Consider the following 23,372-nt stretch of genomic DNA (forward strand, 5'->3'; position numbering starts at 1 on the left):
TCCTTCTTCCTTCTTCCTTCTTCCTTCTTCCTTCTTCCTTCTTCCTTCTTCCTTCTTCCTTCTTCCTTCTTCCCTCTTCCTTCTTCCCTCTTCCTTCTTCCCTCTTCCTTCTTCCTGACATCCGTTACATCTGTTACATCCGTTACATCCGTTACATCCGTTACAAAATCCGTTGCCGAACTTCCCTCTTCCTTCAAAAACCAAACTGCGGGAAATCTTCCGTTAACTGAACTTGGAAAATTTGGCCGGGTTGAATCGTAGCAGGTTGAGGAGTAGCGACGTAAGTTGTAGCAACACCAGCGGCTGCTCCCGCCAACAAACCGATACCAGAAAAGCCGCTCAGCAAGAACAAAGCTAAGCCACCAATACCAGTATTTCGCAACAAACTGCGATCGGAAGGCTGAGGCCGTCGGCCTCCCACGGGCTCCGAGCGAGCGAAGAGAGGGATATTGCGGCCGTTGAGACTAATAGCTTCGACCACATATCGACTGCCGAGGTTCGTTGTTTCAAACCGACCTATGACCGGCGTATTAGCAGGTACGATCGTATTACCGCGACTGTCGAAAATTCCCCCTTGCAGCAACAGCACTTCCTCTCGGCTGGGCTTCGCTTGCAGCCGCAAAGCCCGATCGCCGGGGTAGAGCAAACTGAGTTCCGTGCCCGCCGGCAACAAGACATTCGCCCCAGCCGCAGCCTGCAAAGGAGCATTCGATCGTCCGCGAGGAAGCGGTTCACCAAAAGTAAGCGTCCGCTGTTGGGGTGCAGCAGCCGTTATTTGAGGGTCTAGGCGGGGTAGAGCAGCAGCTTGTACCCCACGGCGTTCGTCAAGGCGAACATTGACTAAAGGCACTCTTAGCGGCCGGATTTGGTCATTTGGAGTTGGCTGCTGCGAAGAATTTGTAGCTGGATTCAGGGAAGTAGGAGGCTCAGGTCGATCGACCTCTGGGGCACTAATTGACCTGGAATCTGTCGGTGGCTGGTTTTGCGGTACTTGTATTGCAGACCGGGGTTGAGTTTCGGGAGTTGCCATAATTCGAGTCGGTTCGATCGAAGGACGCAACACCCAGCGATTTTCTACCCCAATTCTTTGGAATTGAACTTGCCCTGCGCTGAAACCGACTCCAGGAGCCAAATTGACCAGAATTCTCGCCGTTCCCGGTTGAAGTTGACTCACTCCCACAGAACGCACTCTACCTTGTGGGTATAGCTGAGTTGCATCTACCCCGATCTCAGTATTGGGCAAATCCACAGCAATCTGAGACGGGTTGAGTAGAGAATATGTGGGGGTTGTTCCCTCTGGGAGAGTAATTTCTAGCTGATTTGTCGCGGGATCGAATTTCCAACTTGTGACTGTAGAAGCATTTGCTCGTTCCAGTGTTGCGGGCACTGCTGCAACTGCGGCGACGACTGCTAGACTCAGACTCAGTGACTCGATCGCAAACAATCCGGGTGCTAGAGAATTAACAGTCAATTTTTGTAAGTCTTCCTCAAATCTGGTGAGTAATTTTTTGTATGGCATGGCGGCTGGGTGAAATTTTCGATCTGAAATAGATTATGGATGGGAAAATTTTGCCTTCGGATGACGCTGAAAGTTTAGCATTATGGCGATATGAAAAATTTAACTAAATGGAAATTATTGCGATCGCGCTTCGTTCTTACCAACAAGTGGTGTCAGGTTAGACAAGATGAAATAGAATTGCCAAGCGGACAAATTATAGACGACTTTTTTGTTAATGTCCGACCCAATATCGCCCTCGTATTTGCCACGACAGAGCAGCAAGAACTTGTATTAGTGCGGCAATACAGGCACGGAGTAGGCGAAATTTTGCTGGAACTGCCTGCTGGATCTTTCAACCCTGCTGAAGAGAGTGGGAAATCGGCAGCAGCCCGAGAACTTGCCGAAGAAACGGGATATGTTGCTGAAGAAATTTTGGAACTAGCAACCTTATATGATAACCCCGTAAAAGATACCAATTCTATCTACCTCTACTTTGCTAAAGATGTCATGCTTGCCCGCCAAATACAATTAGATGTTACAGAAGATATTGAAGTAGTTTTAGTCCCTATTGCTGAAGTAATTTTGAAAATAAAAAACCGAGAAATTTCTGTAGCAGGAAGCATCGCAGCTATTTTTTTAGGGTTAGAATTTTTGAATAAACAGCGGTAAGGTGCTGTGTGAATGGAACCCTACACGCTGTTTTTTGTGAGGCTTGTCTTAAAAAGAAAGAGTGAGAAAATCCCGAGAAGTAATAGGATGATCGGCCCCAAAAACCTGAGCCAAAACCTCCCCAGTCCCCGCAACTTGTAGCAATGTGCCATTCACCGTCGAGTTAATTTGCAAAGCCTCAAAACTCAAACCACCAGCGATCACAAACTTATCAGTTCCTACGGAAAAATTGAGTACAGTATCGATACCGCTATTAGCGCTTAACACAAAGCGATCATTGCCAATACCCCCAATCAAAGTATCATCTCCCCCATCGCCAAACAGCCAGTCATCCCCTGCACCCCCATTGAGAATATCGTTATCTTTCCCGCCGTAAATAGTGTCATTACCCTCCTCACCGTTGAGAGTATCTTGACCTTCATTGCCGTATAACAAGTCATCGCCACTACCACCATTAATACAGTCTTGCTGACCGTCCTCACCCACAGCGCCTCGCTCATTTTGCCCGCGATCGCCACTAATGGTATCGTTACCTTCATCGCCACACAAAATATCGCTGCCATCATCGCCGTAGATCAAATCATCGCCCGCATCTCCCTGTACTAAATCATCATCTTTGCCTCCACGAAGGGTATCGTTACCAAAACCCCCACTCAAAGAATCGGAACTCTCACCACCGTTGAGGAAGTCATTGCCATCTCCCCCAAATAGCAAATCGCGGCCATCCACATCGGACACTAACTCGTTTTGCAAGCCACCATAAAGCGAATCGTCTCCCTCGTCTCCGACAATGGTATCGGCACCGAGTTCGCCCCAAATCAGGTCATGATCTTTGCCACCGTAAACTAAGTCATTACCTTTGCCGGCAAAAATGCTATCGTTACCGCTGCCACCGCCGATGATATCGCCCGTGTCGTTGCCGAAAATTAAGTCGCCTTCAGATGTCGCAATTGTGCTACCGGCTGCAGTGCCGTAGTCGCCGATTATGGTGTCGGAACCTTGATTGCCGTAGAGAGTATCCGAGTCAGTTTCGCCGAAAATTCGATCGCCCCCTTTGCCTGCAAACACCACATCCCGGCCGTTGCCACCCAGCAAGGTGTCGTCTTGTTCTTGGCCGTGAAGTAAGTCGTTGCCATCACCTCCCAACAGCAAATCGAAGCCGTCGGGGTCGCTGTCTAGGGAGTTGAGTACGCCACCAAACACAGAGTCGTCTCCGTTGTCGCCTCCAAGGGTATCGGGGCCTTTGTCACCCCAAATCAGGTCGTTGTCGATGCCACCATAGGCGATGTCGCCAGCTTTGCCGGAGAAAATGGTGTCCGAACCTTGGTTGCCTGAAATGGCGTCGCCTGAAGCGCCGCCAAAAATCAGGTCGCCGTCGTTGTCGGTTAAGTCGATGTTGTTGCCGTTGTCGCCGACTATGGTGTCGGCACCGCGATCGCCGTACAATGTGTCGGAGTTGCGATCACCAAAAATGCGATCGTTGTCTTTGCCGCCAAATACTACATCGTTGTCAATGCCTGCGTAAATGATGTCGTTGTCGAGTCCTGCTGCGATGAAGTCTGGCTGTTGTTCGCCGAAGATGAGATCGCTGCCGCCTTCACCTAATACTGTGTCGTCGCCACCTTTGGAAAGAAATAGTTGGTTGGTGTCGTTTCCTGTTAGGGAATCGTTTCCGGGAGTGCCGATGCTGGTGTTTTGGATGTCGATGAGTTGGGCGGCGTTGGAGTCGAAGTTGAGTATGGGCGATGGCTGGGGGGGGATAAATGTGATATTCGGCAACAAGGGCAGGGGGTCGCAACCGCAACTGGTATCGGGTTCGGGTACTGGGTTGAATATGGGGGTTGGTTCCGGGGCTGGTGTTGGTGTTGGTTCCGGGGCTGGTGTTGGTGTTGGTGGTGTTGGTGTTGGTGGTGTTGGTTCCGGGGCTGGTGTTGGTGTTGGTTCCGGCGCGGGTGTGGGAGTTGGTTCCGGCGCGGGTGTTGGTGTTGGTTCCGGCGCGGGTGTTGGTGTTGGTTCCGGCGCGGGTGTTGGTGTTGGCCCGGGTATGGGCGTCGGGGCTGGTTCCGCTGCGGGGGTCGGTGTTGGAGTTGGTGCCGGTGTTGGTGGTGTTGGCACGGGTGTTGGAGTTGGTGCCGGTGTTGGTGGTGTCGGCACGGGTGTTGGAGTTGGTGCCGGTGTTGGTGGTGTCGGCACGGGTGTTGGAGTTGGTGACGGTGTTGGTGGTGTCGGTTCCTTAAGGGGAATGAGAGAGACAGTGGCGACTGCCGCACTGGTGGCGCCGAGGTTATCTGTAGCGCTGTAGGTGAAATTTGCCCCTATGAAATTGTCAGATGCCTGGAAGAACAACTGGGTAATTTGCTCGGCTGTCAGGGTTTGACCTGCCGTGACCCGCACTCCCTGGCTGGGGTCGCCCAAGAACAGCGTGCCTTCATTGGCTGGTGGCAAGGTGTTTACGGTAAAGGAAACCACCGTGCCGTCTGGGTCGGTTCCTCCGAGTCCAGGGATGTTCACGGTTGTTCCCAGCAACACAGCAAGGCTGGAGTTGTTGGCGACGGGTGGCTGGTCGGTGGGAGGTAATAGTGCTAGCAGGGAGGCTGTAGCGGGGGCTGGACTGATGGCGCTGCGGCGGTCTGTGGCGCTGTAGGTAAAGTTTGTGGCTGCGAATTCGCTGGTTGCTTGGAAGAATAACTGGCTGATTTGAGTTGTGCTCAGTCTTTGGCCTGCCGTGATCCTGATTCCCTGGCTGGGGTCGCCCAAGAACAGGACGCCTTGATTTGCCCCCGGCAGGGTGTTGATAGTGAAGAATTCGATCGAGTCGTCGGGGTCTTTGGCCGTCAGCCCTGTAAGGTTGACGGTGCTGTTTGGCGCCAGTGTCTTGCTGAAGTTTGTGGGTACCGGCGGGTAGTTGAACGCCAGCGACACCAGAGAAACTGTGGCGGCAGGACTGCTGCCACCGAGATTGTCCTTGCTGCTGTAGGTAAAATTAGCTCCTGTGAAATTGCCGACCGACTGGAAGAATAACTGCGTAATTTGCTCGGCTGTCAGGGTTTGACCTGCCGTGACGGCGACTCCCCCCGTTGCGGGGTCGCCCAAAAACAGGACGCCTTGATTTGCCGGCGGCAGGGTGCTGATGGTGAATGTAACCACTGTGCCGTCTGAGTCTCTGCCTCCGAGCCCGCTAATTTGGACAACGCTGTTGGGCCCGATCGCCACATTGCGGCTGTCGGCTGATGGAAGCTTGTTGGGTGTTGGCTGCGCGAGTAAAATGGCGGTGGTGACAGTGGCTCTGGACTCGGAACCGTTGTTATTGCTGGGTTGGGGGTCAAAAGTGGTCGATCGACTCTGGGAAGTATTGCTAATAGTGCCCGTCGCTGGAACGACTAATGTTACCTCGCGGTTGATGTTGCTGCCGCTAGTCAAACTGGGAATTGTTGGGAAGGTGACAACCCCTGTCACGGGGTCGTAAGTGCCGTTATCGGATGCGCTGACTCCCGTTAAACCGGGAATGATGCTGTCTGTAATCACTACGTTTTCAGCAGCATTCGGCCCATTGTTGGCAGTAGTTATAGTATAAGTCACGGAACTACCACCAGGAGCAGATGTGAGACCGCTCTTGGTGGTAACCAGGTCGGCGCGGGCTGCATCGATCGAGGTAATGACTCTACCCCCCGCCTGACCGGGCACTGCGACTGTCGAGCCGTCGTTGTTGGTTAAGTCCGGGTCAAAAGTGGACGATCGACTCAATACAATATTCGTGATGCTCGTCAGAGTAGGCGGCGGTACAAAGCTGATGGTGCGGCTCTGGTTGCTGCCGCTGGCTAAAGTCGCGATCGCTGGGAACTCGATCGCCCCTGTGGCCCGATTGTAGGTTCCGCCATCGGACACGCTGACATTAGTTAAGCCGGGAATCAGGCTGTCGGTAATGACTACATTGGTCGCAGGACTCGGCCCGTTGTTGGTAGTAGTAATTGTATAAAGTAGCGTGTCGCCCGCCTTGATGGTGGCCGGAGCCGTTTTTTGGGTGACAACATCGGCCACAGCATCGATCAAGGTAATAACGGTGGCGTTGAGGTTTGTACCGTTGTTGTTGGCCGGAGTGGAGTCGGGAGTGATGGAGGTACTTCTGGCCGTGTTGCTGATGGAAGTTAGGGTGGGCGGTACTGTGAAGCCGATCGTCCGGGTGACTGTCTCCGCGTTGGCTATTGCCACGGGCGCGAAGGTGACAATGCCGGTTACTGGATCGTAAACGCCACCGTTAGATGCCGTGACTCCGGTTAACCCCGGAACTATGCTGTCAGTGATGGTTACAGCTTCTGCAGGGCTCGGCCCTAAGTTGACTGTGGCGATCGAATAGCTGACCGAACTACCGGCGTTAGCACTCGTAGATCCCGTTTTCGTGGTAACAAGATCCGCGTTGGGCGCAATACTTGTCGTAACCGTAGAGTTAGTGGGAGTGCCGTCTTTGTTGGTCGCCCGGCCGTTGTTGTTAGTGACGATCGGATCGAAAGTCGCCGAACTGCTCCGAGCCGTGTTGCTGATGGCAGTAAGGGTGGCTGGGGCACTGAAACTGACGGTGTGGGTCGCAGTAGCCGCATTTGCCAGCGCTGTCAGTGCTGGGAAGGTGACAATGCCCGAAACTCGGTCGTAAGTGCCGCCGTCCGATACGCTGACTTCTGTTAAACCCGGAATAATGCTGTCAGTGATGGTCACATCGGCCGCGGGGTCGGGTCCCCTGTTAGTCGTGGTCAGCGTGTAGGCGACGCTTGACCCGGCTGAGGTAGTCACAGGGCCACTTTTGGTAGTAACTAAATCCGCGACTGTATCAACAACTGTGGTAGAGACTACACCAGGCCCCTCGATTTGCCCTGGCGCGAGTATACCGCTGTTGTTGCTGAGGTCGGGGTCGAAAGTTGAGCTAGTGCTGAATGCAACGTTGGCAAAACTGCTACCGCTGGTTAAACCGGGCGGCAAATCAATAGTCAGGGTGTAAGTCAGAGTCTCACCCGCATTGAGAACCGGAATTAACGGCCAGGTGACAGCTTTCGTTTGGTTCACGTAAGTGCCGTTGTTGGAGGCAATCAGATCCGGCGGCAATCCGCCCGGAAGCAGCAGTTCTAAAGGTATTTCGTCTTGAATCAGAACATTTGTAGCAGGCGCTGGCCCCCTGTTTACAGTAGTAATCGTGTAGGTAATGCTGCCTTCGGACTTGACGAACTGCGGGCCGGTCTTAATAGTGGCAACCTCAGCGGCGATACTGGGAGGATTGATAGTTTCAACTACCAGGTTTTGAAGTTCGTGAATGTTGTTGGCGCCTCCTGTGGAACTGCCAAAACCAAATTTGAAAATTGGCGGTACTGGGCCGTTTTCGGTTGCTAAGTTGGGGATGTCGATCAATGTAGTTTCGTAGATATCGTCGAAATTTTCATCGAAGGCAACGGTGAGGCGAGAGGGTTCCACCGGATCGTTAGATGGATTCAGCGTAATTTGAACGGATCTTTTGGCTAAATTGCGATCGCTCGTGAACGTATTGCTGAAGTTAAAAGTGGTGCCGGGAGGGCCGATAAAGTTAATACTCGTAGGAATGTTATCGATGCCGAAGGGAACGATCGCATTTGTTAAAAACGGATAACCGTCTGCTTGATTTCCTCTAAGAGTTACTGAATCAGGTCTGAAAGAACCAATAGAGGAGCCGGGAATCGGAGGTGGCTCCGGGCCGGAGCGCCCTTCTGTGGATGTTGAAAAATTGCCAAACTCGTCAAGCCCAATGCCTAAATAACCTCCCTCAATGCCGGGTATATTCGTTCGTGGAGCGTAAGCAAGAGAACCGCCATAACCCCCTGTCCTTGTTGGGCTAACAGTGCCGTCAATCAAGAAAAAACCCAGCCCGTCCCCTGGCTGAGGGCTAATAAAGGGTTGCGGAGGCTCAAATTGCTGGTTTGAACCGTAAGAATAAAAATCAAACTGGACTCTGATACCGTCGGTTGAAGGAATGGGGTTGTTGTAGATGACGAAGGCTTCCCGAAGGTTTACTGCTGGAGTTAATAGCAGAGCGCCCTCGCCGGGACTTGCCCCGCCCAAAGCCGGAAGTACGCCGGATACAGTGCCTCCGGTAATGCCGGGGATAAGTTGTTGGGCTGCTGGAACCCCGCTGCTGGGATTGAACAGTGCCCCGTTGTTTCCCCCGTAAATCCAAGGCCCCCTAACTGTGGAGTTTTTGAAAGTTTCGTTAACTAATGTGCCGAGGGCGTAAGGGTAGGCTTCGATCACTTCTTTTTCAATGGCGATTCTCGCTTTTATTTCCCCTGTCGCAAATTTTAATTCCCAGTCGCCGCCGAGTGCCGCACTCCCCGTCAAGTTGTCGGAAGCAGCAATATCTGCACCGACCATCAAGCTCAGCCGCCGCACGAAGGCCTCGCCGCTTTCCCCCGCTGCGACGCTGCACCCGAATAACAAGATATCTCCTCTCTCGCTGAGGGCTTTTCCCCACTGCTGTAACAAATGGCTGTAGGTTTGTAAGTTGTCGTTGCAGAGTTCGATCGACCCTAGCTGCACCAGAGCTTCTCGACCGTGAGAAACTATCTGAAGGCTTTCTAAATCGCTGCAAACCGCCAAAATTCTAGTAATTTGCTCGACTCCATCCCGCGTCGAGTCCAGTACAAATACCTCTGTATCGGCTGTTGCTCCTCTTGCCAAGCTGTCGCAGTTCTCTACTCTGGCATCGAGGAACAGTAAATTTTTTATAGTCCGAGGGGGCAACCACGGAGGGTTTTCCCCTACGGTTGCTCGCAAAAATTCTCTGTGGGGATGCCCAATTCTTGTGCCGCCCCGGAGTTTCTGGGACAGGAAACACTCCTCTGTTTTTACTTGTTTTATTGTTTTTTTATGATGATAAGTTGCTGTTGTTCGGGATTTTGTACCCGCAATCCTTGCGGTGGAGTAACCTCTTTTTGGGGTGATAAAAATTGGTTTGTTGCAGATGCTTTGCATGGTGAAATTGTCTCACGGATTGTAGATGATGTACTTATTTATAGATGATCATTATCACCTCTTGAAAAGGTTTAATTGCAGAGTAAGAGGCTCTGCTGCTTGACTTGGATCAAGAGCAAAGAGCGAATTTTACTCAGCACAAAGCAGTGCTATATTGACATTTGATAGCATTGCAAATATCGCCGGCAAAAGAATTGAGGATTTGGTGTTTAAATCCCAGTAAGCTCTCTATCGGGTGATATTTTGCCTTCGGCTTTTTTCTTTTCTGTTAGCGAGTGTATCTGTTACACGCCTATCTCTTACATCGCGCAGTAGATAAGAACACGATGTCTCAAAAATTTACTTGATGAGGTTTTCTGTATATCGTCTAATGCACTTTAATTTGCAGAGAAAATTCACTATTTCTAGACGTATAAACCTGGTTTGAGGGACGAAAAGACTTCTTTGCAGCCCTCGCTCCCGGTAAACAACTCGGTTTCTTTGGTTTTGGTGTGCAAGCCCTGTTCACAATAGCAACCACACATTAATTAGAAAGTGATAGCCGTGACATAATTATGGCGGCCGTGCCCGAAGTGTTATTCAACTGAGATCTTGTACCATTCTCAATAACCCTTCTATGGGGGGGTTCTCCTGCCCCGCCCATAAGAAAATTCACTTGTTGTGGAACAGGCCGGAAAGCCTATTCTTGAAAATGGTGCAACATATGAGATTCAATTGAAATCGGCATACCCTGTATCGACGAAGCGTCTTAAAAATTCATGACTTGGAGTCTGGAGATAGCAATCTAGGTTTGAGACTGTTTCGCTACGATCGCAAAAACAGATTAGTGCAGCCCATAAGCAACTTCTCAAACTGTCAACTTAGAGTCTTCGAGCTGGTGTCTGTTTAAGATAATTGCTCGCGACAATGTTTCGTGCAGAATGTTTCATGATGTTTTGGAGAAACTGATTGGCAGATTTGCGCCTCAGCTACTTACGATTTTTGTTGGCTAGGCTAATTTTCTTAACTGCAGGACTTACGCCCAGGAGACTAGAAACCGGATTTATGCCTAGATTTCTCGCCACCCAACCAAAATTTATTATCTAAACTTTGTTTCTGATCGTAAGTCCTCAACTAGAAAAACACCCAACACAATTCGCGTGTTATGGCAACTGTAACCAAGCACTGTAACCAAGCAATAATGCTCGATTAGGTTGTAACTGCTGAGTTTGGGCGTGGGTCGTCCAAAACCAGCTTTAACAATAATCCTTACACTTAAGTATATATTAACTCATTGATTATTACATCCGCAAATAGACGTAGATACAAGCACCAATATAAGCTATATCTTTTCACCGCGAACGTCAAGAGTTCTGACTTGGTAGTACCGACAATCTTGACAGGGCCCAGAAGGATTGACAGCGCAGCGAATGTAATGAGAGCGGGCGTTATACTCGCAAGTGATATCGCCGATCGCATAACCGAGGCTTTGTATGTAAGTGCGATCGGCCGTTGGTAGTTGAGTTCGCATGGGTGTATTCGCTACCGCAAGTCTGGCCGCTGCAATTCTGTCGCGGGCTTGGCTCTGGGCAGAGCGCATCACCCACAAAGATAGCAGCGACGGAGCTAAACCTATGAAAATAATCAGGAGAGCAGTTAGCACATTTTCAGAGCTTATGTGGAGAATATTTGTTTTAATTTAGGCGATCGGCAACAAAAAATCCTCCCCAAAGAGACGGTTTTAAATCAGAAAAGTTCCCGATCAAGTCTCAAACTAGCTGCCCCTGTATTAACCGTTAGCTGGTGGCTGAGGAGGGCGATCGTTCTTGGTGCCGCTTTCTTGCTAAAGCGCATCGCAAGGGCCAACCAAGCCAGAGACGCAGGTATGGTGTGATATTATGTCTGCTCAATTACCCCCACTAAAATAGGTTTGTAGTGACGAATGGAAGTCCTGATAAAAATTAGAGGACTTGGATTCATCACTACAAACGCGAGATCGGTTATTTTGCCAGACTAGATATGAGAAACCGGGTCGAGTTCAAAAACAACGAAGCCAGAACATGGGGCAGGTATTGTTTGAGAAACCGGTTGCTCTCCAAAACCAAAACGGTTAAACCTTAGCAATATCCCCCGCTAAATCCATCAACGAACCCGCACCTTCCACCTTAGCAACATCTAACAAAGTCTTCAAAACCGAATCGGGATTCAAACTAATCGAATCAATTCCCAACTCAACCAAGAAACGAGCAAACTCAGGATAATCGCTGGGCGCTTGACCGCAAATCCCAATCTTGCGATCGTACTTCTTGGCGGCTTTAATGGCAATTGCTACCATTCGCTTGACAGCTTCATTCCGTTCGTCAAAAATGTGCGCGACTAAAGCAGAATCCCGGTCTAATCCTAATGTTAGCTGAGTTAAATCGTTAGAGCCGATCGAGAATCCGTCAAAAACTTGGGCGAATTCGTCAGCAAATATGACATTGCTCGGCAATTCGCACATCACATACACTTGCAAGCCGTTCTCGCCCTTAACTAAACCGTGTTTGGCCATTTCGGCTAACACTTTTCGCCCTTCATCCGGGGTGCGACAAAATGGAATCATTGGAATCACATTTGTCAAGCCCATTTCGTCGCGAACTCGCTTTAATGCTTTGCATTCCAAAGCGTAAGCTTCGCGGTAATTTGGGTCATAATACCGAGAGGCGCCGCGCCACCCGATCATCGGGTTTTCTTCTTTGGGTTCAAACTGCCGCCCTCCCAGAAGATTAGCATATTCGTTGCTCTTGAAATCGCTCATCCGCACGATAACTGGATTTGGATAAAATGCGGCGGCAATTGTGGCAATTCCGTGGGCTAGTTTGTCGGTGAAGAAATCGGGTTTGTGTTGGTAAAGTGCTGTCAGGTCGGCAATCTCTTCCTTGACTGATTCATCCACCAATTCGTCAAAATGAATCAGTGCCAGCGGGTGTGCTTTAATGTGATTGGCAATGATGAATTCCAACCGCGCTAAGCCTACGCCGTCGCAAGGAATTGCTGATAAACCAAAGGCTTCTTCTGGGTTCCCGACATTCATTAAAATTTGAGTGCGGGTGCGGGGTAAATTCTCGATCGCAGTTTCTTGAATTTCAAAAGGAAGTAAACCGGCATAAACTTTGCCTTCGTCTCCTTCGGAACAAGAAACAGTGATTTCTTGATGGTTTTTTAAGATTTGGGTGGCGTCGCCGGTGCCGACAATGGCGGGAATTCCCATTTCTCTGGCGATGATGGCGGCGTGACAAGTGCGGCCGCCGGAATTGGTGACGATCGCACTTGCTTTTTTCATAATCGGTTCCCAATCCGGGTCTGTTTTGTTGGTAACTAAAACTTCTCCTGATTGAAATTCAGCGATTTTGTGAACATCTAAAATCACGCGGGCTTTTCCTTGTCCGATTGATTCGCCAACGGCGCGTCCTTTTGCTAAAATTGCACTGCTACCTTGCAATTTGTAGTTTCGCAAAACTTTAGCAGACTTTTGAGATTGTACTGTTTCGGGTCGCGCTTGGACAATAAACAATTCGCCGGTATTGCCGTCTTTTGCCCACTCAATGTCCATCGGAGTGTACGTCCCGCGCACTTTAGAGTAGTGATCTTCGATGACTACGGCCCATTTGGCTAGTTGCAGAATTTCATCATCTTGGATGGCAAATTTGTTTTTTTCTGCGGCGATCACGGAGACGTTTTTGGTGTATTTAGAACCGCCGATATCGTACACCATTTTGAGGGTTTTGCTGCCGAGGCGTTTGTCTAAAATCGGGCGAAAACCTTGTTTTAATGTTGGTTTAAAGACGAAGTATTCGTCGGGGTTGACGGTTCCTTGGACGACATTTTCGCCTAATCCGTAGGCGGCGGTGACTAATACGGCGTTTTTGAATCCGGTTTCGGTGTCGATGCTGAACATGACGCCGGAGGATGCTAAGTCCGATCGCACCATTTTTTGGACACCGACTGATAGGGCGACTTCAAAGTGGTCGAAACCCCGCTGTTGGCGGTAGGAAATTGCGCGATCTGTGAATATGGAAGCAAAGCATTTGTGACAGCATTCGAGGACGCCAGCGCAAGCTTGGACGTTGAGGTAGGTTTCTTGCTGTCCCGCGAAACTGGCGTCGGGTAAGTCTTCGGCGGTGGCTGAGGAACGTACTGCTACGTCTGTACTGTCGCCGTAGCGATCGCACAATTTTTCGTAAGCATCCGCGATCGCCGCTTGGAGTTCTCGCGGAAATGGTGTGTCGAGAATCAGTGCCCGCGCTTGCTTGCCTTTTTGTCGCAGGTTCTGCAGATCTTCTACGTCTAAATCGGCAAAAATTTCGCGCAATTTAGCTTCTAAACCCGCTGACTGGATGAAGTACCGATAAGCGTATGCTGTAGTTGCAAATCCGTTGGGAACTCTGACTCCTTGGGGGCTTAACTGTTGAATCATTTCGCCCAAAGAAGCATTTTTACCGCCTACTAATGGGATGTCGGCGATGCCGACTTCATCAAACAACAATACTAAGGCTTTTTCTTTGGGAATTAAACCGGGTTTTTGATTAATTGCTAAATTTTCGATCATTGCTTTTTTCCTCTCAACTTCATCTCAGTTCGGTCAAAGGACAGTAAACAAAAGACAGTTTATTGGGAATTGTAATTTGGCTACCAAACTTCTCTGATTTTTTCCTAGGCTGTATCAACCGAGTTTTCGATTGCCTCTATTTCAAGATTATCACTTTTTGGCTAAATAGCAAGGCCTGTGGAGATATTTGATTTGATTGCAAAACGTAAAGAAATTGCAGTAATGAGTTTATGTAAAGTATTATAAAAGAAGTGGTAAATATAGGAATAGCTAAGATAGTGCCCACGGCTTTTTTGGCGTTGAGCGCTCATTGGTGTGGGGATATCGCTTGGATGGTGTTGCTAGCGGAATTGAAGGACAACAAAGGGTGGGGTTCGATCGCGCGATCGGCTGACCCCGGCCAAAAACCGATACTTACTTTCCGACTGGAGTCGTGAGTCTCCCAAAATAGGAGATTCTAGTTCCACATCCCCGATTCATCTGTGGACTAAATCTAAAATCAAAAATCGTGTCACAGGGGCGATCGCCCAAAAAAATACTAAGCAGCTTAGTTTCTTCCTGACACCCAGCTTCTAAAAACCTTAAAAATTTTCCCTGTGATTGCGTCAGCCTACTTAGAGGAAAAACACAGTCGCATAGATAGCAGATATTGTACCATTTTCAATAAGGCTTTTAAGGCTGGTTAGAAGAACCCCTCCCAAGAAAATTTACTCTTTGTGAAATGGGCCGGAAAGCCCGTTCTTGAGAACCGTTCAACATCTGAGATAAAGTGTATTGTAATTGTTGAACCAAAGAGTTTTTAACTGGGAACGGCGGGATTTGTGGCTATACAATTCTTTATATGCTATAATAGTTGCCGAGACTGCCTTATGACAAAAAAAAAGGTATATGATATCAGTTTTGAGCCCACCCGCAAAGCGAAACGGCTTTAAAGTTCTTCTGGTCGAAGACAATCAAGCAGAAGCCGATCTGATTGAAGAATTATTATTAGAAACAAATGTCAGCAGAGCCGAACCCCAAAGGCTATCAGTAAGTTGTACAGACCGTCTCAGCAAAGCGCAGGAACTTTTGGTCGGTGAACATTTTGATGTGATTTTACTAGACCTTTCGCTGCCCGACAGCCAAGACCTAAGTACAATTGTCAAAATACAAGAATACAGCCTAAATACTCCGATTGTCGTACTGACTGCCCGCAACGATGAAGAACTTGCCGTGCAGTCAATTCAAGCCGGAGCTCAGGATTATCTAGTCAAGCGAAAAATTGACAGCGAAGTGTTAATTAGATCGCTCCGCTACGCAGTCGAGCGACAGCACAACCAAGAAGCTTTGCGAAAAAGTGAAGAAAAATATCGCTCGGTAGTCGAGAATTCTCTCGTCGGAATTGCCATTCTTGCTCCTCCGCTTTCCCCCTCAGCCCCAGAAAAATACGAGTGGTTGGAAGTAAACGATGCTTTGTGTGATTTGCTGGGATACGATCGCCAAGATTTTTTGCACGAGAATTGGGAGAGGTGGGGTTTTCCTGAAGACTTGCAGGCAAGTTTAGAGCAGTTAAATAAAATTTTGGCAGGGGAGAGTGAAGGCTATGTTTTAGATCAAAGGTGGCGCAGAAAAGACCAAAAAACAGTTTATACTAGAGTTTCCCTGCGCTGTATTCGCGCCCGAGACGGCTCGATCGACCACCTGATTAAAGTAGTCTTGGATGTGAGCGATCGCTACCGTTACGAAGCTCAATTAAAAGCATCAGAAGAGTTTTTAAATCACACGATTAATTCTACTCCTGACCCGATTTTTGTTAAAGATGAGCAGCAGAGATGGCTCGTTTTAAACGATGCTTTTTGCAATTTGATAGGAAAAAGGCGATCGGAACTAATTGGCAAGTCAGGATACGATTTTTTACCCCCAGCACAAGCGACTTTTTTTTGGCAACAAGACGAGCAAGTATTGCAAAGAAGTCTTGCTCAGGAAACAGAAGAAGTTTTTACCGATGCCGGCGGCAAAGAACGCATTATATCTACTAAAAAAACAGTTTTTAACAACGCCGATGGTCGTAAAATGTTGGTCGGAACAATGCGAGATGTGACTGACTACAAGCGCCAGCAAATTGCGTTACAGGAAAGCGAAGCTCGATTTCAAATAATGACCGACAACGTGCCGGGAATGATTTATCAATATCGGCTTTATGTAGATGGCAAAATATCTTTTACTTACGTTTCTTCTGGCAGTTGGCAGATCTACAATTTAGAACCAGAACAAATAGAAGAAAATGCCACTTTGGCTTTTGCAACAGTTCACCCAGACGATATCTCAGGCTTACAGCGCTCGATCGCAACTTCAGCGGCGACTCAGCAAGCTTGGCAACACCAGTGGCGGCAAGTTATGGGAGATAGAGTGAAATGGCTGCAAGGCGCGTCGAAGCCAGAAAGGCAAGCAAACGGCGATATAGTTTGGGACGGTTTGGTGATGGATGTTACGGAATTAAAACAAACCCAGCAAGACCGCGATCGATTTTTTAATCTCTCGCTGGATTTACTTTGCATTGCAGGTTTTGATGGCTATTTCAAACGCTTAAACCCCGCTTGGTCAAATGTATTAGGTTATAGCAGTGATGAAATCTTAGCCAAACCTTTGATAGAATTAGTCCATCCAGAAGACCTAGAAATTACTGTAGCGGAATTAGAAAAACTTAAAAAAAGCCACCCCGTTATTAGCTTAGAAAACCGCTATCTTTGCCAAGATGGTACTTATAAATGGCTGTCGTGGACAGCATCGCCGTTTGCAGAAGAAGGTTTAATTTATGCAGTGGCTCGTGACATTACATTGAACAAGCAAGCTGAAGCTGAATTGCGGAAAAGCGAAGCCACTAATCGCGCTCTTTTAAATGCGATACCAGACATGATATTTCGCTGTCGGGCGGACGGCACTTTTGTAGACTTCAAACCAGCCAAAGATTTCCAGAATCTCCTACATCAAAAAACAGTAATTGGCAAAAAAGCACAAGACATATTACCGGCTACTTTTGTTGAAAAAATCTTGTCGGCCAACCAAAAAGCGATCGACACCGACGAGATTCAAGTTGTAGAATATCAAATGTCATTTAATGATGAACTGTACGATTTTGAAGCGAGAATTGTTTTCTGCACGGATGACGAAATTATCGCGATCGTCCGCGACATCACTCAACGCAAACGATCCGAGTCTGTACTCCAGAGGCAAGCAGCAGCAATGGCAGCGGCTTCCGAAGGTATCGCCATACTCGATGCCGGCGGAGACGTGATTTATTGCAACGCAGCCCGACTAAAAATCTACGGTTACGACTCTGTCGAAGAACTGTTAGGAAAAAATTGGACAGTCTTCTACGAAAGTTCAGAATTGCCAAGATTTGAGCAAGAAGTTGTGCCGGCTTTAGTGCAGAAAGGTTGTTACAACACCGAAACAGTAGGATGCCGCCGCGACGGCTCGAAAATCCCTATAGATGTCTCCCTGACAATGCTGCCCGACGGGGAAATCATTTGCATTGTTCGTGATATTTCCCAAAGAAAACAAACCGAAGCAGCACTACGAGAAAGCCAGCGGTTAACTCAACAAATTGCCGGGGCAAGTCCTAATATGTTGTATGTTTACGACTTAATAGAACAAAAAAATATCTATGCAAACGCTTCTATATACCACATTCTAGGCTATACATTAGAGGAGGTCCAGGCACTCGGGCCGTGGATGATGTCAACTTTAATCCACCCCGAAGATTCAATCAAAATGCCTGATTATTTACAGCAAGTCGAAACAGGCAGCGAAGGGGATATCTTTGAAATTGAATACCGAATTAGGCACAAGGATGGTTCTTGGCGCTGGATGGTCAGCCGAGATACTGTATTTGCGAAAACAGCAGACGGTAAGTTAAAACAAATTCTCGGTACGGGAACTGATATTACAGAAAGTAAGCAAGTAGAAGATGAAATAAAGCTGTTGCTGGCAGCAACTCAAGCCATTAGTCAGTCGGCCGATTTTCAGAGTGCCCTCCCAGATATCCTGCGGTTGCTGTGCAATGCGATCGGCTGGAATTTTGCGGAAGCTTGGATACCGACTGCTAATGGTACTTTTTTGGAACACAGCGAAACTTGGTACGCTAGCGATCGCGATTTAGATAGGTTCGGGCGCGAAAGTAAAAAAATTAGATTCGCCGCCGGAGTGGCAGTACCTGGACGCATTTGGTCAACGAGAAAGGTAGAATGGATTGAAGATATTTCTCTAGCCACAAATCATCTTTTTGCCCGATCGCAAATGGCGGCATCAGTCGGATTGAAAGCTTGTTTCGGAGTGCCGATTAACGCTAGTTCAAAGGTGCTGGCAGTTTTAGTATTCTGCAAGCGCGACCGCTCGATTATGGAACCGCGTATAGTAGAGTTGGTCAAGGCTGTAGCGACTCAGTTGGGCGATCACATTCAGCGCAAACAAGCCGAAGAAGAATTGCGTAAAAGCGAAGAACGCTGGCAGTTAGTTCTCAAAGGCAATCAAGACGGAATTTGGGATCTGAATCTTCAAACAAATGAAGCTTTTCGATCGGCCCGCTGGCAAGAAATTATCGGTTACGCAGACGGCGAAATGGAAAGCAGCAACAGCGCATGGATCGATCGCATCCATCCAGACGATCGCTCACGAGTGCAAGCAGCGATCCAAGGTTATCTCGATCGCCAAATCCCGAATTACGCCGCCGAATACCGCTTGCAGTGCCAAGACGGCAGCTATAAGTGGGTACTCGCCCGCGCTCAAGCAGTATGGGACGAAGCCGGAAACCCTCTGCGGATGGTGGGTTCGATGACGGATATTAGCGATCGCAAAGCAGCAGAATTAGCTTTACTGCAGGTCACTCAAGCCGTCGAAAGTACCAGCGACGCGATCGTGATCGCCGACTTGAAAGGGCGGTCTATTTACCACAATCAAGCCTTCATTCAGCGCTACGGCTACACAGTTGATGAACTAAATGATATTGGCGATATAGCAGCGCTTTACGTCCGGCATAAAAATTACAAACAAATCTATAAAAGCCTTCGCCAAGGTTGCTCTTGGTGTGGTGAAGTTGCGCTGCAAACTAAAAGCGGTGAAGCAGTAACTGCTCTGGTGCGAGCCGACAGTATTCAAGATGTTAATGGAAATTACATCGGCTTAATAGGAGTAATTACCGACATCACAAAACGCAAAGAATCAGAACTGATTTTGCGGCAAAAATTAAAACGCGAACAGTTGGCAGTAGCCATGCTGGAACGCATTAGATCTTCTCTAAATCTGGAAGAAATTCTTACCAAAAGTGTCGAAGAAGTGCGGCATTTTTTGCAAGTAGATCGCACTATTATTTACCAATTCAATCCGGATTGGAGCGGATTTATCGCTGTCGAGTCGGTTGCCGAAAATGTCCGACCAATTGTAGGAATGGAAATTTATGACCCCTGTTTCGGGGCAGCCTACGTGCCTCTTTACCAAGACGCTAGAATTAGAGCCATAGAAGATGTTCACAATGCCGGCCTGGCCGAGTGCCACTTGGCTTTGTTGACTCGGCTTGATGTGAGAGCGAATCTGGTAGTGCCGATTTTGCAAGGCGAAAACTTGTGGGGGCTGTTAATTGCTCACCACTGCACGGGCCCGCGTTCCTGGCAGCAATTGGAGGGAGAGTGCCTAAAACAATTGGGGGTGCAGTTGGCGATCGCCATTCAGCAATCAATGCTATTTGAACAAGCACAAACCGAAATTGCCGATCGCAAACTTGCAGAAGCCGCCCTGCAATTAGCTAAAGAAGCCGCCGAATCCGCCAACCGCGCTAAAAGCGACTTTCTCGCTAACATGAGCCACGAATTGCGGACGCCTTTGAACGGAATTTTGGGATACATTCAACTGCTCAAAGTCGATAAAAACCTGACCACAGATCAACAGGAAAGTCTTAACAACATTCACCAGTGTGGCAACCACCTGCTGATGCTGATTAATGATGTTTTAGACCTCTCAAAAATCGAAGCTAGTAAAATGGAACTGTCGCTGACAAACGTGCATTTTTCCAGCTTTGTTAAAAGTATTAGTGATTTGTTCCAGATGCGATCGGCTCAAAAAGGAATTGCCTTTAATTACGAGCAGGTGTCAGCGCTGCCAGACGGTATTTTAGCAGACGAAAAAAGGTTGCGTCAAGTTTTGATTAATTTGCTCAGTAATGCCGTCAAGTTTACGAACAGCGGCAGCGTTACATTCAAAGTCGGTTATGCAGAAAATTTTCCCGATAATTATCCTCAAACCAACTGCGAAAATTCTAGTTTGACAGCGGAAATTGCCACTCAAACGATAAATTTGACCGCGATTTTAGACGCGCAGCAAATGTCGAGCCCGCCACTGGGAACAACAGAATTGGGGGAGGTGATAACAGCAGAAAATAGCGGCCGATCCCCTACCCCTAAAATTCGCTTTCAAATCGAAGATACGGGCATTGGCATTTCTCAGAATAAATTAGAAGAAATATTTTTGCCTTTTCATCAAGTGGGCGATCATAACAATTTCGTCGAAGGCACGGGACTGGGACTTTCCATCAGCCAAAAATTAGTCAAAATGATGGGCAGCCAAATTCGCGTCCAAAGTACCTCCGGCAAAGGCAGCATATTTTGGTTGGATCTAGACTTGCCAGCAGTCGCCCAGTGTTCTAAGCTCCCCTCCCGGCAAGAAAAAAGGCGGCTTGTCGGTTTTACCGGCTCGCAGCGGAAAGTGCTAATCGTGGACGATCACGAAGTAAATCGTGCCATGCTGCACAGGCTGCTTTCTCGTTTGGGCTTTGAAATTGCACAAGCTACAGACGGTGAAGACTGCTTGCATAAAGCACAGGAATTTCTACCGGATATAATTTTAATGGATTTGCTGATGCCCGTAATGAACGGTTGGGAAGCTACCAGGCGGCTGCGACAGTTGCCGGAATTAAAAAATACGGTTATCCTTGCTTTGTCCGCTAACGTTTACGAGACTACCAAGCAAGAGAGCATACTTGCAGGTTGCGATAATTTTCTCACCAAGCCGATTCAAACTAATGAGCTTTTAGAATTATTGCGCCTGCATTTGAGACTAGAATGGGTTTACGAAGAAAGATCAAAAACCAAAAAGCGGAAAGCTCAAACTGCAAAAGCATCCTCTGAGATTGCTGCTGCTGACTCAACGATGGTTTCTCCTGCCTCAGAGTCAGTGCTGGCAATGTTAAGATTTGCTGCAATGGGGGATATTGAAGCTATTCTAGAAGAAACTGCTAAACTAGAAAATTCTGATCCGAAATTAGTGCCTTTCGTTCATCACCTGCGCCAACTTGCTAAAGGATTTCAGCTCAAGCAAATTCGAGATTTTTTGAAGCAACATTTGTCCTAAAATTGGCGGTAGCTAACAGACAACTCAAAATCAGTTAAATCTCTGATCTTGTACCATTGTCAGCAACAGGCTTTCCGGCTTTTTCCACAGAGACTGAATTTCTTGTGGGGTGGCAGGAGAACCCGCTTACAAAAGAAAAGAGTGATTGCAAATAAAGGCATCTAGGAAGCAACCGGATTTCTAGAGCCGCAGAAAATCACTTGAACCCGATTTAAACTCGCAAACTACAACTCAAAACTCAAAAATTTGAATATTTCCCTTGAATATGAACGATAAGAATTCAGAAAGAAGCATCATACTAATTGTCGATGACAACCAAACAAATCTTGACGTACTTTTCGAGTTGTTAAGGAATTACGGGTTTAAAGTATTAGTGGCTCTAGACGGCGAAAGTGCGATCGAGCAAATTGACTACATCCATCCAGACTTGATTCTTTTGGATATCATGATGCCAGGAATTGACGGTTTTGAAACTTGCCGACGTTTGAAAGCAGACCCGTCAACGCAAGATATTCCCATCATATTTATGAGCGCCCTTTCCGATACGCCTGATAAAGTAAAAGGCTTTCAGACAGGAGCCGTTGACTACATCACTAAGCCTTTCCAGCACGAAGAAGTTTTGAGCCGGATTCAAACCCACTTAACAATCCGCAGCTTGCAAAAAAAACTCGAAGAAAAAAACCTCGAACTGGCCCACCTCAACCAAAACCTGGAAAGACTTGTTGAACAAAAAACCAAGCAATTAATAAACCAGGAAAAAACAGCCATCATCGGACGTTTGACCCAGGGAATGGTTCACAATCTCAAAAGTCCGCTGCAAGTGATCCAGACTAGCGTCGATTTGATTGAAACAAAAGCCACACAAATTCAAGAAGACTCTCTGTTTAATTATACCAAGTATATTTTTCAAGCTGTCACAAAAATCAATCAGATCATGGATACTCTGATGATGAAAAGCCGAAACGAGCAAAAGCAAGATTTGCACCCGGTGAATATCAACGATTTAGTGCAGAGAGAAATTCAGCTATTGGAAGGCAACCTGTATTTTAAAAATAAAATTAGAAAAAAATACTTTTATGACGAAGAAATTGCCAGTATTCCATTAATTTATTCCTATCTTTCTCAAGTATTTTATAATTTAATCAATAATGCAATGGATGCTATGTGGGAAAAGAAAAGCAGAGAAATAACTATCGTCACTCGGCAAGACGACTCGAACATATACATGGATATTGCAGATACGGGATGCGGCATATCATCTGAAGATTTGTCAAAACTTTTTGACCCTTTTTACACATCCAAGCCCCCTAAAGGCGAGGAAAAAACCGAAGGCGAACCGACAGGAACTGGTCTAGGACTTTATACTTGTATTGAACTTTTAAAACCTTTTAACGGTGAGATTGCTATTAGCACAAATGTCGGTCAAGGCAGCGTATTTACAGTTGTGCTGCCAAAACCGCAGACAAATTGAGCGACTCAACTGAGTTAAATTGTGTCCGGTTAGACAACCGTAATTACAGCATAGTCCATGTAGATGTAGTACGGATAAACCGGGTTTCGAGCAACAGCATCAGTAAGGATGCGAGAACTGTAAAGAAACCCCGTGAGAGCGCGGTGTACTTCATAAACCCGGAATACGCTATAAGTTGGTAATTAGGTTTGTAGCAAGGAATGCAAGTCTTGGTTCCTCGATCAAGAGAGGATTTGCATTGCTCAATACAAATAGGCGCTAATTGCGGACAATTAACCGAACACAATCTCAGAGCGTATTTTGTAAATCAACGGTAATTATCGTAGCTTATTAGTAATACCATTTCACCAATAAATAATTTTACTTTAGGCAAGCTTTAAACGGCTATTTAAAATCTAAAGTTTCAAAGGCTATCAGCAATGCAAATCCTGATGACTCCGCGCTCTTTTGACTTGCCTCTTGCTATTCCCCTGCCAAACGTTGTAAATTAAAATAGAGTTGAGTTGCCATATTGGTAAGAGGATGATAGTTTTGGGCCACTAGGTTTGGGGCGAGGCGGAAAACTTGCAGCGAACAACTCAATTCTACAAATAAATCTGCGGGGTCTGCAACCACACAGCGCACTCTAAATGCTGCGGTTCAAGTTCCCCAATCATCAGCTAGGTAGCTGCATCCGCTGGTGAGATTTTATAATTACTAAAAAATAGCTAAAGGATAGCAGTAAAAAAAATGCCAATGTACGCAAGAACCAAACTGCGATAGTCATCAGTCATTCCCAATCTCAAATCAAAAATATAAAA

The 23,372-nt window shown here is 47.4% G+C and carries 9 protein-coding genes and 1 pseudogene; 4 read left to right on the top strand and 6 right to left on the bottom strand.

The window, feature by feature from the left end:
- Positions 1–197 (bottom strand): annotated as a pseudogene (locus tag QUA43_RS22450) (hypothetical protein); the annotation flags it as partial.
- Complete coding sequence (locus QUA43_RS22455; RefSeq protein WP_333376633.1) at positions 194–1,519, bottom strand: AMIN domain-containing protein; 1,326 nt, start codon at positions 1,517–1,519, stop codon at positions 194–196. The gene QUA43_RS22455 and the pseudogene QUA43_RS22450, both read right to left, overlap by 4 nt.
- A 90-nt stretch (positions 1,520–1,609) precedes the next feature.
- On the opposite strand from QUA43_RS22455, the gene QUA43_RS22460 reads away from it, so the two are divergent.
- The gene (locus tag QUA43_RS22460; protein ID WP_333376635.1) at positions 1,610–2,167 is read left to right on the top strand and encodes an NUDIX hydrolase; all 558 of its coding nucleotides are present in this window, start codon (positions 1,610–1,612) and stop codon (positions 2,165–2,167) included.
- A 48-nt stretch (positions 2,168–2,215) separates the two neighbouring features.
- Here the strand turns inward: QUA43_RS22460 and QUA43_RS22465 are convergent, their stop codons facing one another.
- From QUA43_RS22465 to ppsA, 3 genes are all read right to left on the bottom strand, one after another.
- Positions 2,216–8,956 carry a DUF4347 domain-containing protein gene (locus tag QUA43_RS22465; RefSeq protein ID WP_333376636.1) on the bottom strand — a complete coding sequence of 2,247 codons (6,741 nt, stop codon included), beginning with the start codon at positions 8,954–8,956 and terminating at the stop codon, positions 2,216–2,218.
- Between the two features lie 1,519 nt (positions 8,957–10,475).
- Positions 10,476–10,796 (bottom strand): DUF6464 family protein, encoded by a 321-nt coding sequence (locus QUA43_RS22470; protein ID WP_333376638.1) that lies wholly within the window; start codon positions 10,794–10,796, stop codon positions 10,476–10,478.
- Between the two features lie 447 nt (positions 10,797–11,243).
- Positions 11,244–13,721 carry a phosphoenolpyruvate synthase gene (gene ppsA / locus QUA43_RS22475; protein WP_333376640.1) on the bottom strand — a complete coding sequence of 826 codons (2,478 nt, stop codon included), beginning with the start codon at positions 13,719–13,721 and terminating at the stop codon, positions 11,244–11,246.
- A 251-nt stretch (positions 13,722–13,972) separates the two neighbouring features.
- Here ppsA and QUA43_RS22480 point away from each other — a divergent pair, with 251 nt between their 5' ends.
- The 3 genes from QUA43_RS22480 (at position 13,973) to QUA43_RS22490 (ending at position 22,572) form a co-directional block, all read left to right on the top strand.
- Entirely contained in the window at positions 13,973–14,158 is a 186-nt protein-coding gene (locus tag QUA43_RS22480; RefSeq protein WP_333376642.1) for a hypothetical protein, read from the top strand.
- Positions 14,159–14,609: 451 nt separating this feature from the next.
- On the top strand, positions 14,610–21,101 hold the full coding sequence (locus QUA43_RS22485; RefSeq protein ID WP_333376644.1) for a PAS domain S-box protein: 6,492 nt from the start codon (positions 14,610–14,612) through the stop codon (positions 21,099–21,101).
- Between the two features lie 265 nt (positions 21,102–21,366).
- Complete coding sequence (locus QUA43_RS22490; RefSeq protein WP_333376646.1) at positions 21,367–22,572, top strand: hybrid sensor histidine kinase/response regulator; 1,206 nt, start codon at positions 21,367–21,369, stop codon at positions 22,570–22,572.
- 462 nt (positions 22,573–23,034) lie between these two features.
- Here the strand turns inward: QUA43_RS22490 and QUA43_RS22495 are convergent, their stop codons facing one another.
- Entirely contained in the window at positions 23,035–23,187 is a 153-nt protein-coding gene (locus tag QUA43_RS22495; protein WP_333376648.1) for a hypothetical protein, read from the bottom strand.
- Positions 23,188–23,372 lie beyond the last annotated feature (185 nt).

This window comes from Microcoleus sp. N9_B4 (genome assembly GCF_036701635.1).
Taxonomy (GTDB): domain Bacteria; phylum Cyanobacteriota; class Cyanobacteriia; order Cyanobacteriales; family Microcoleaceae; genus Microcoleus.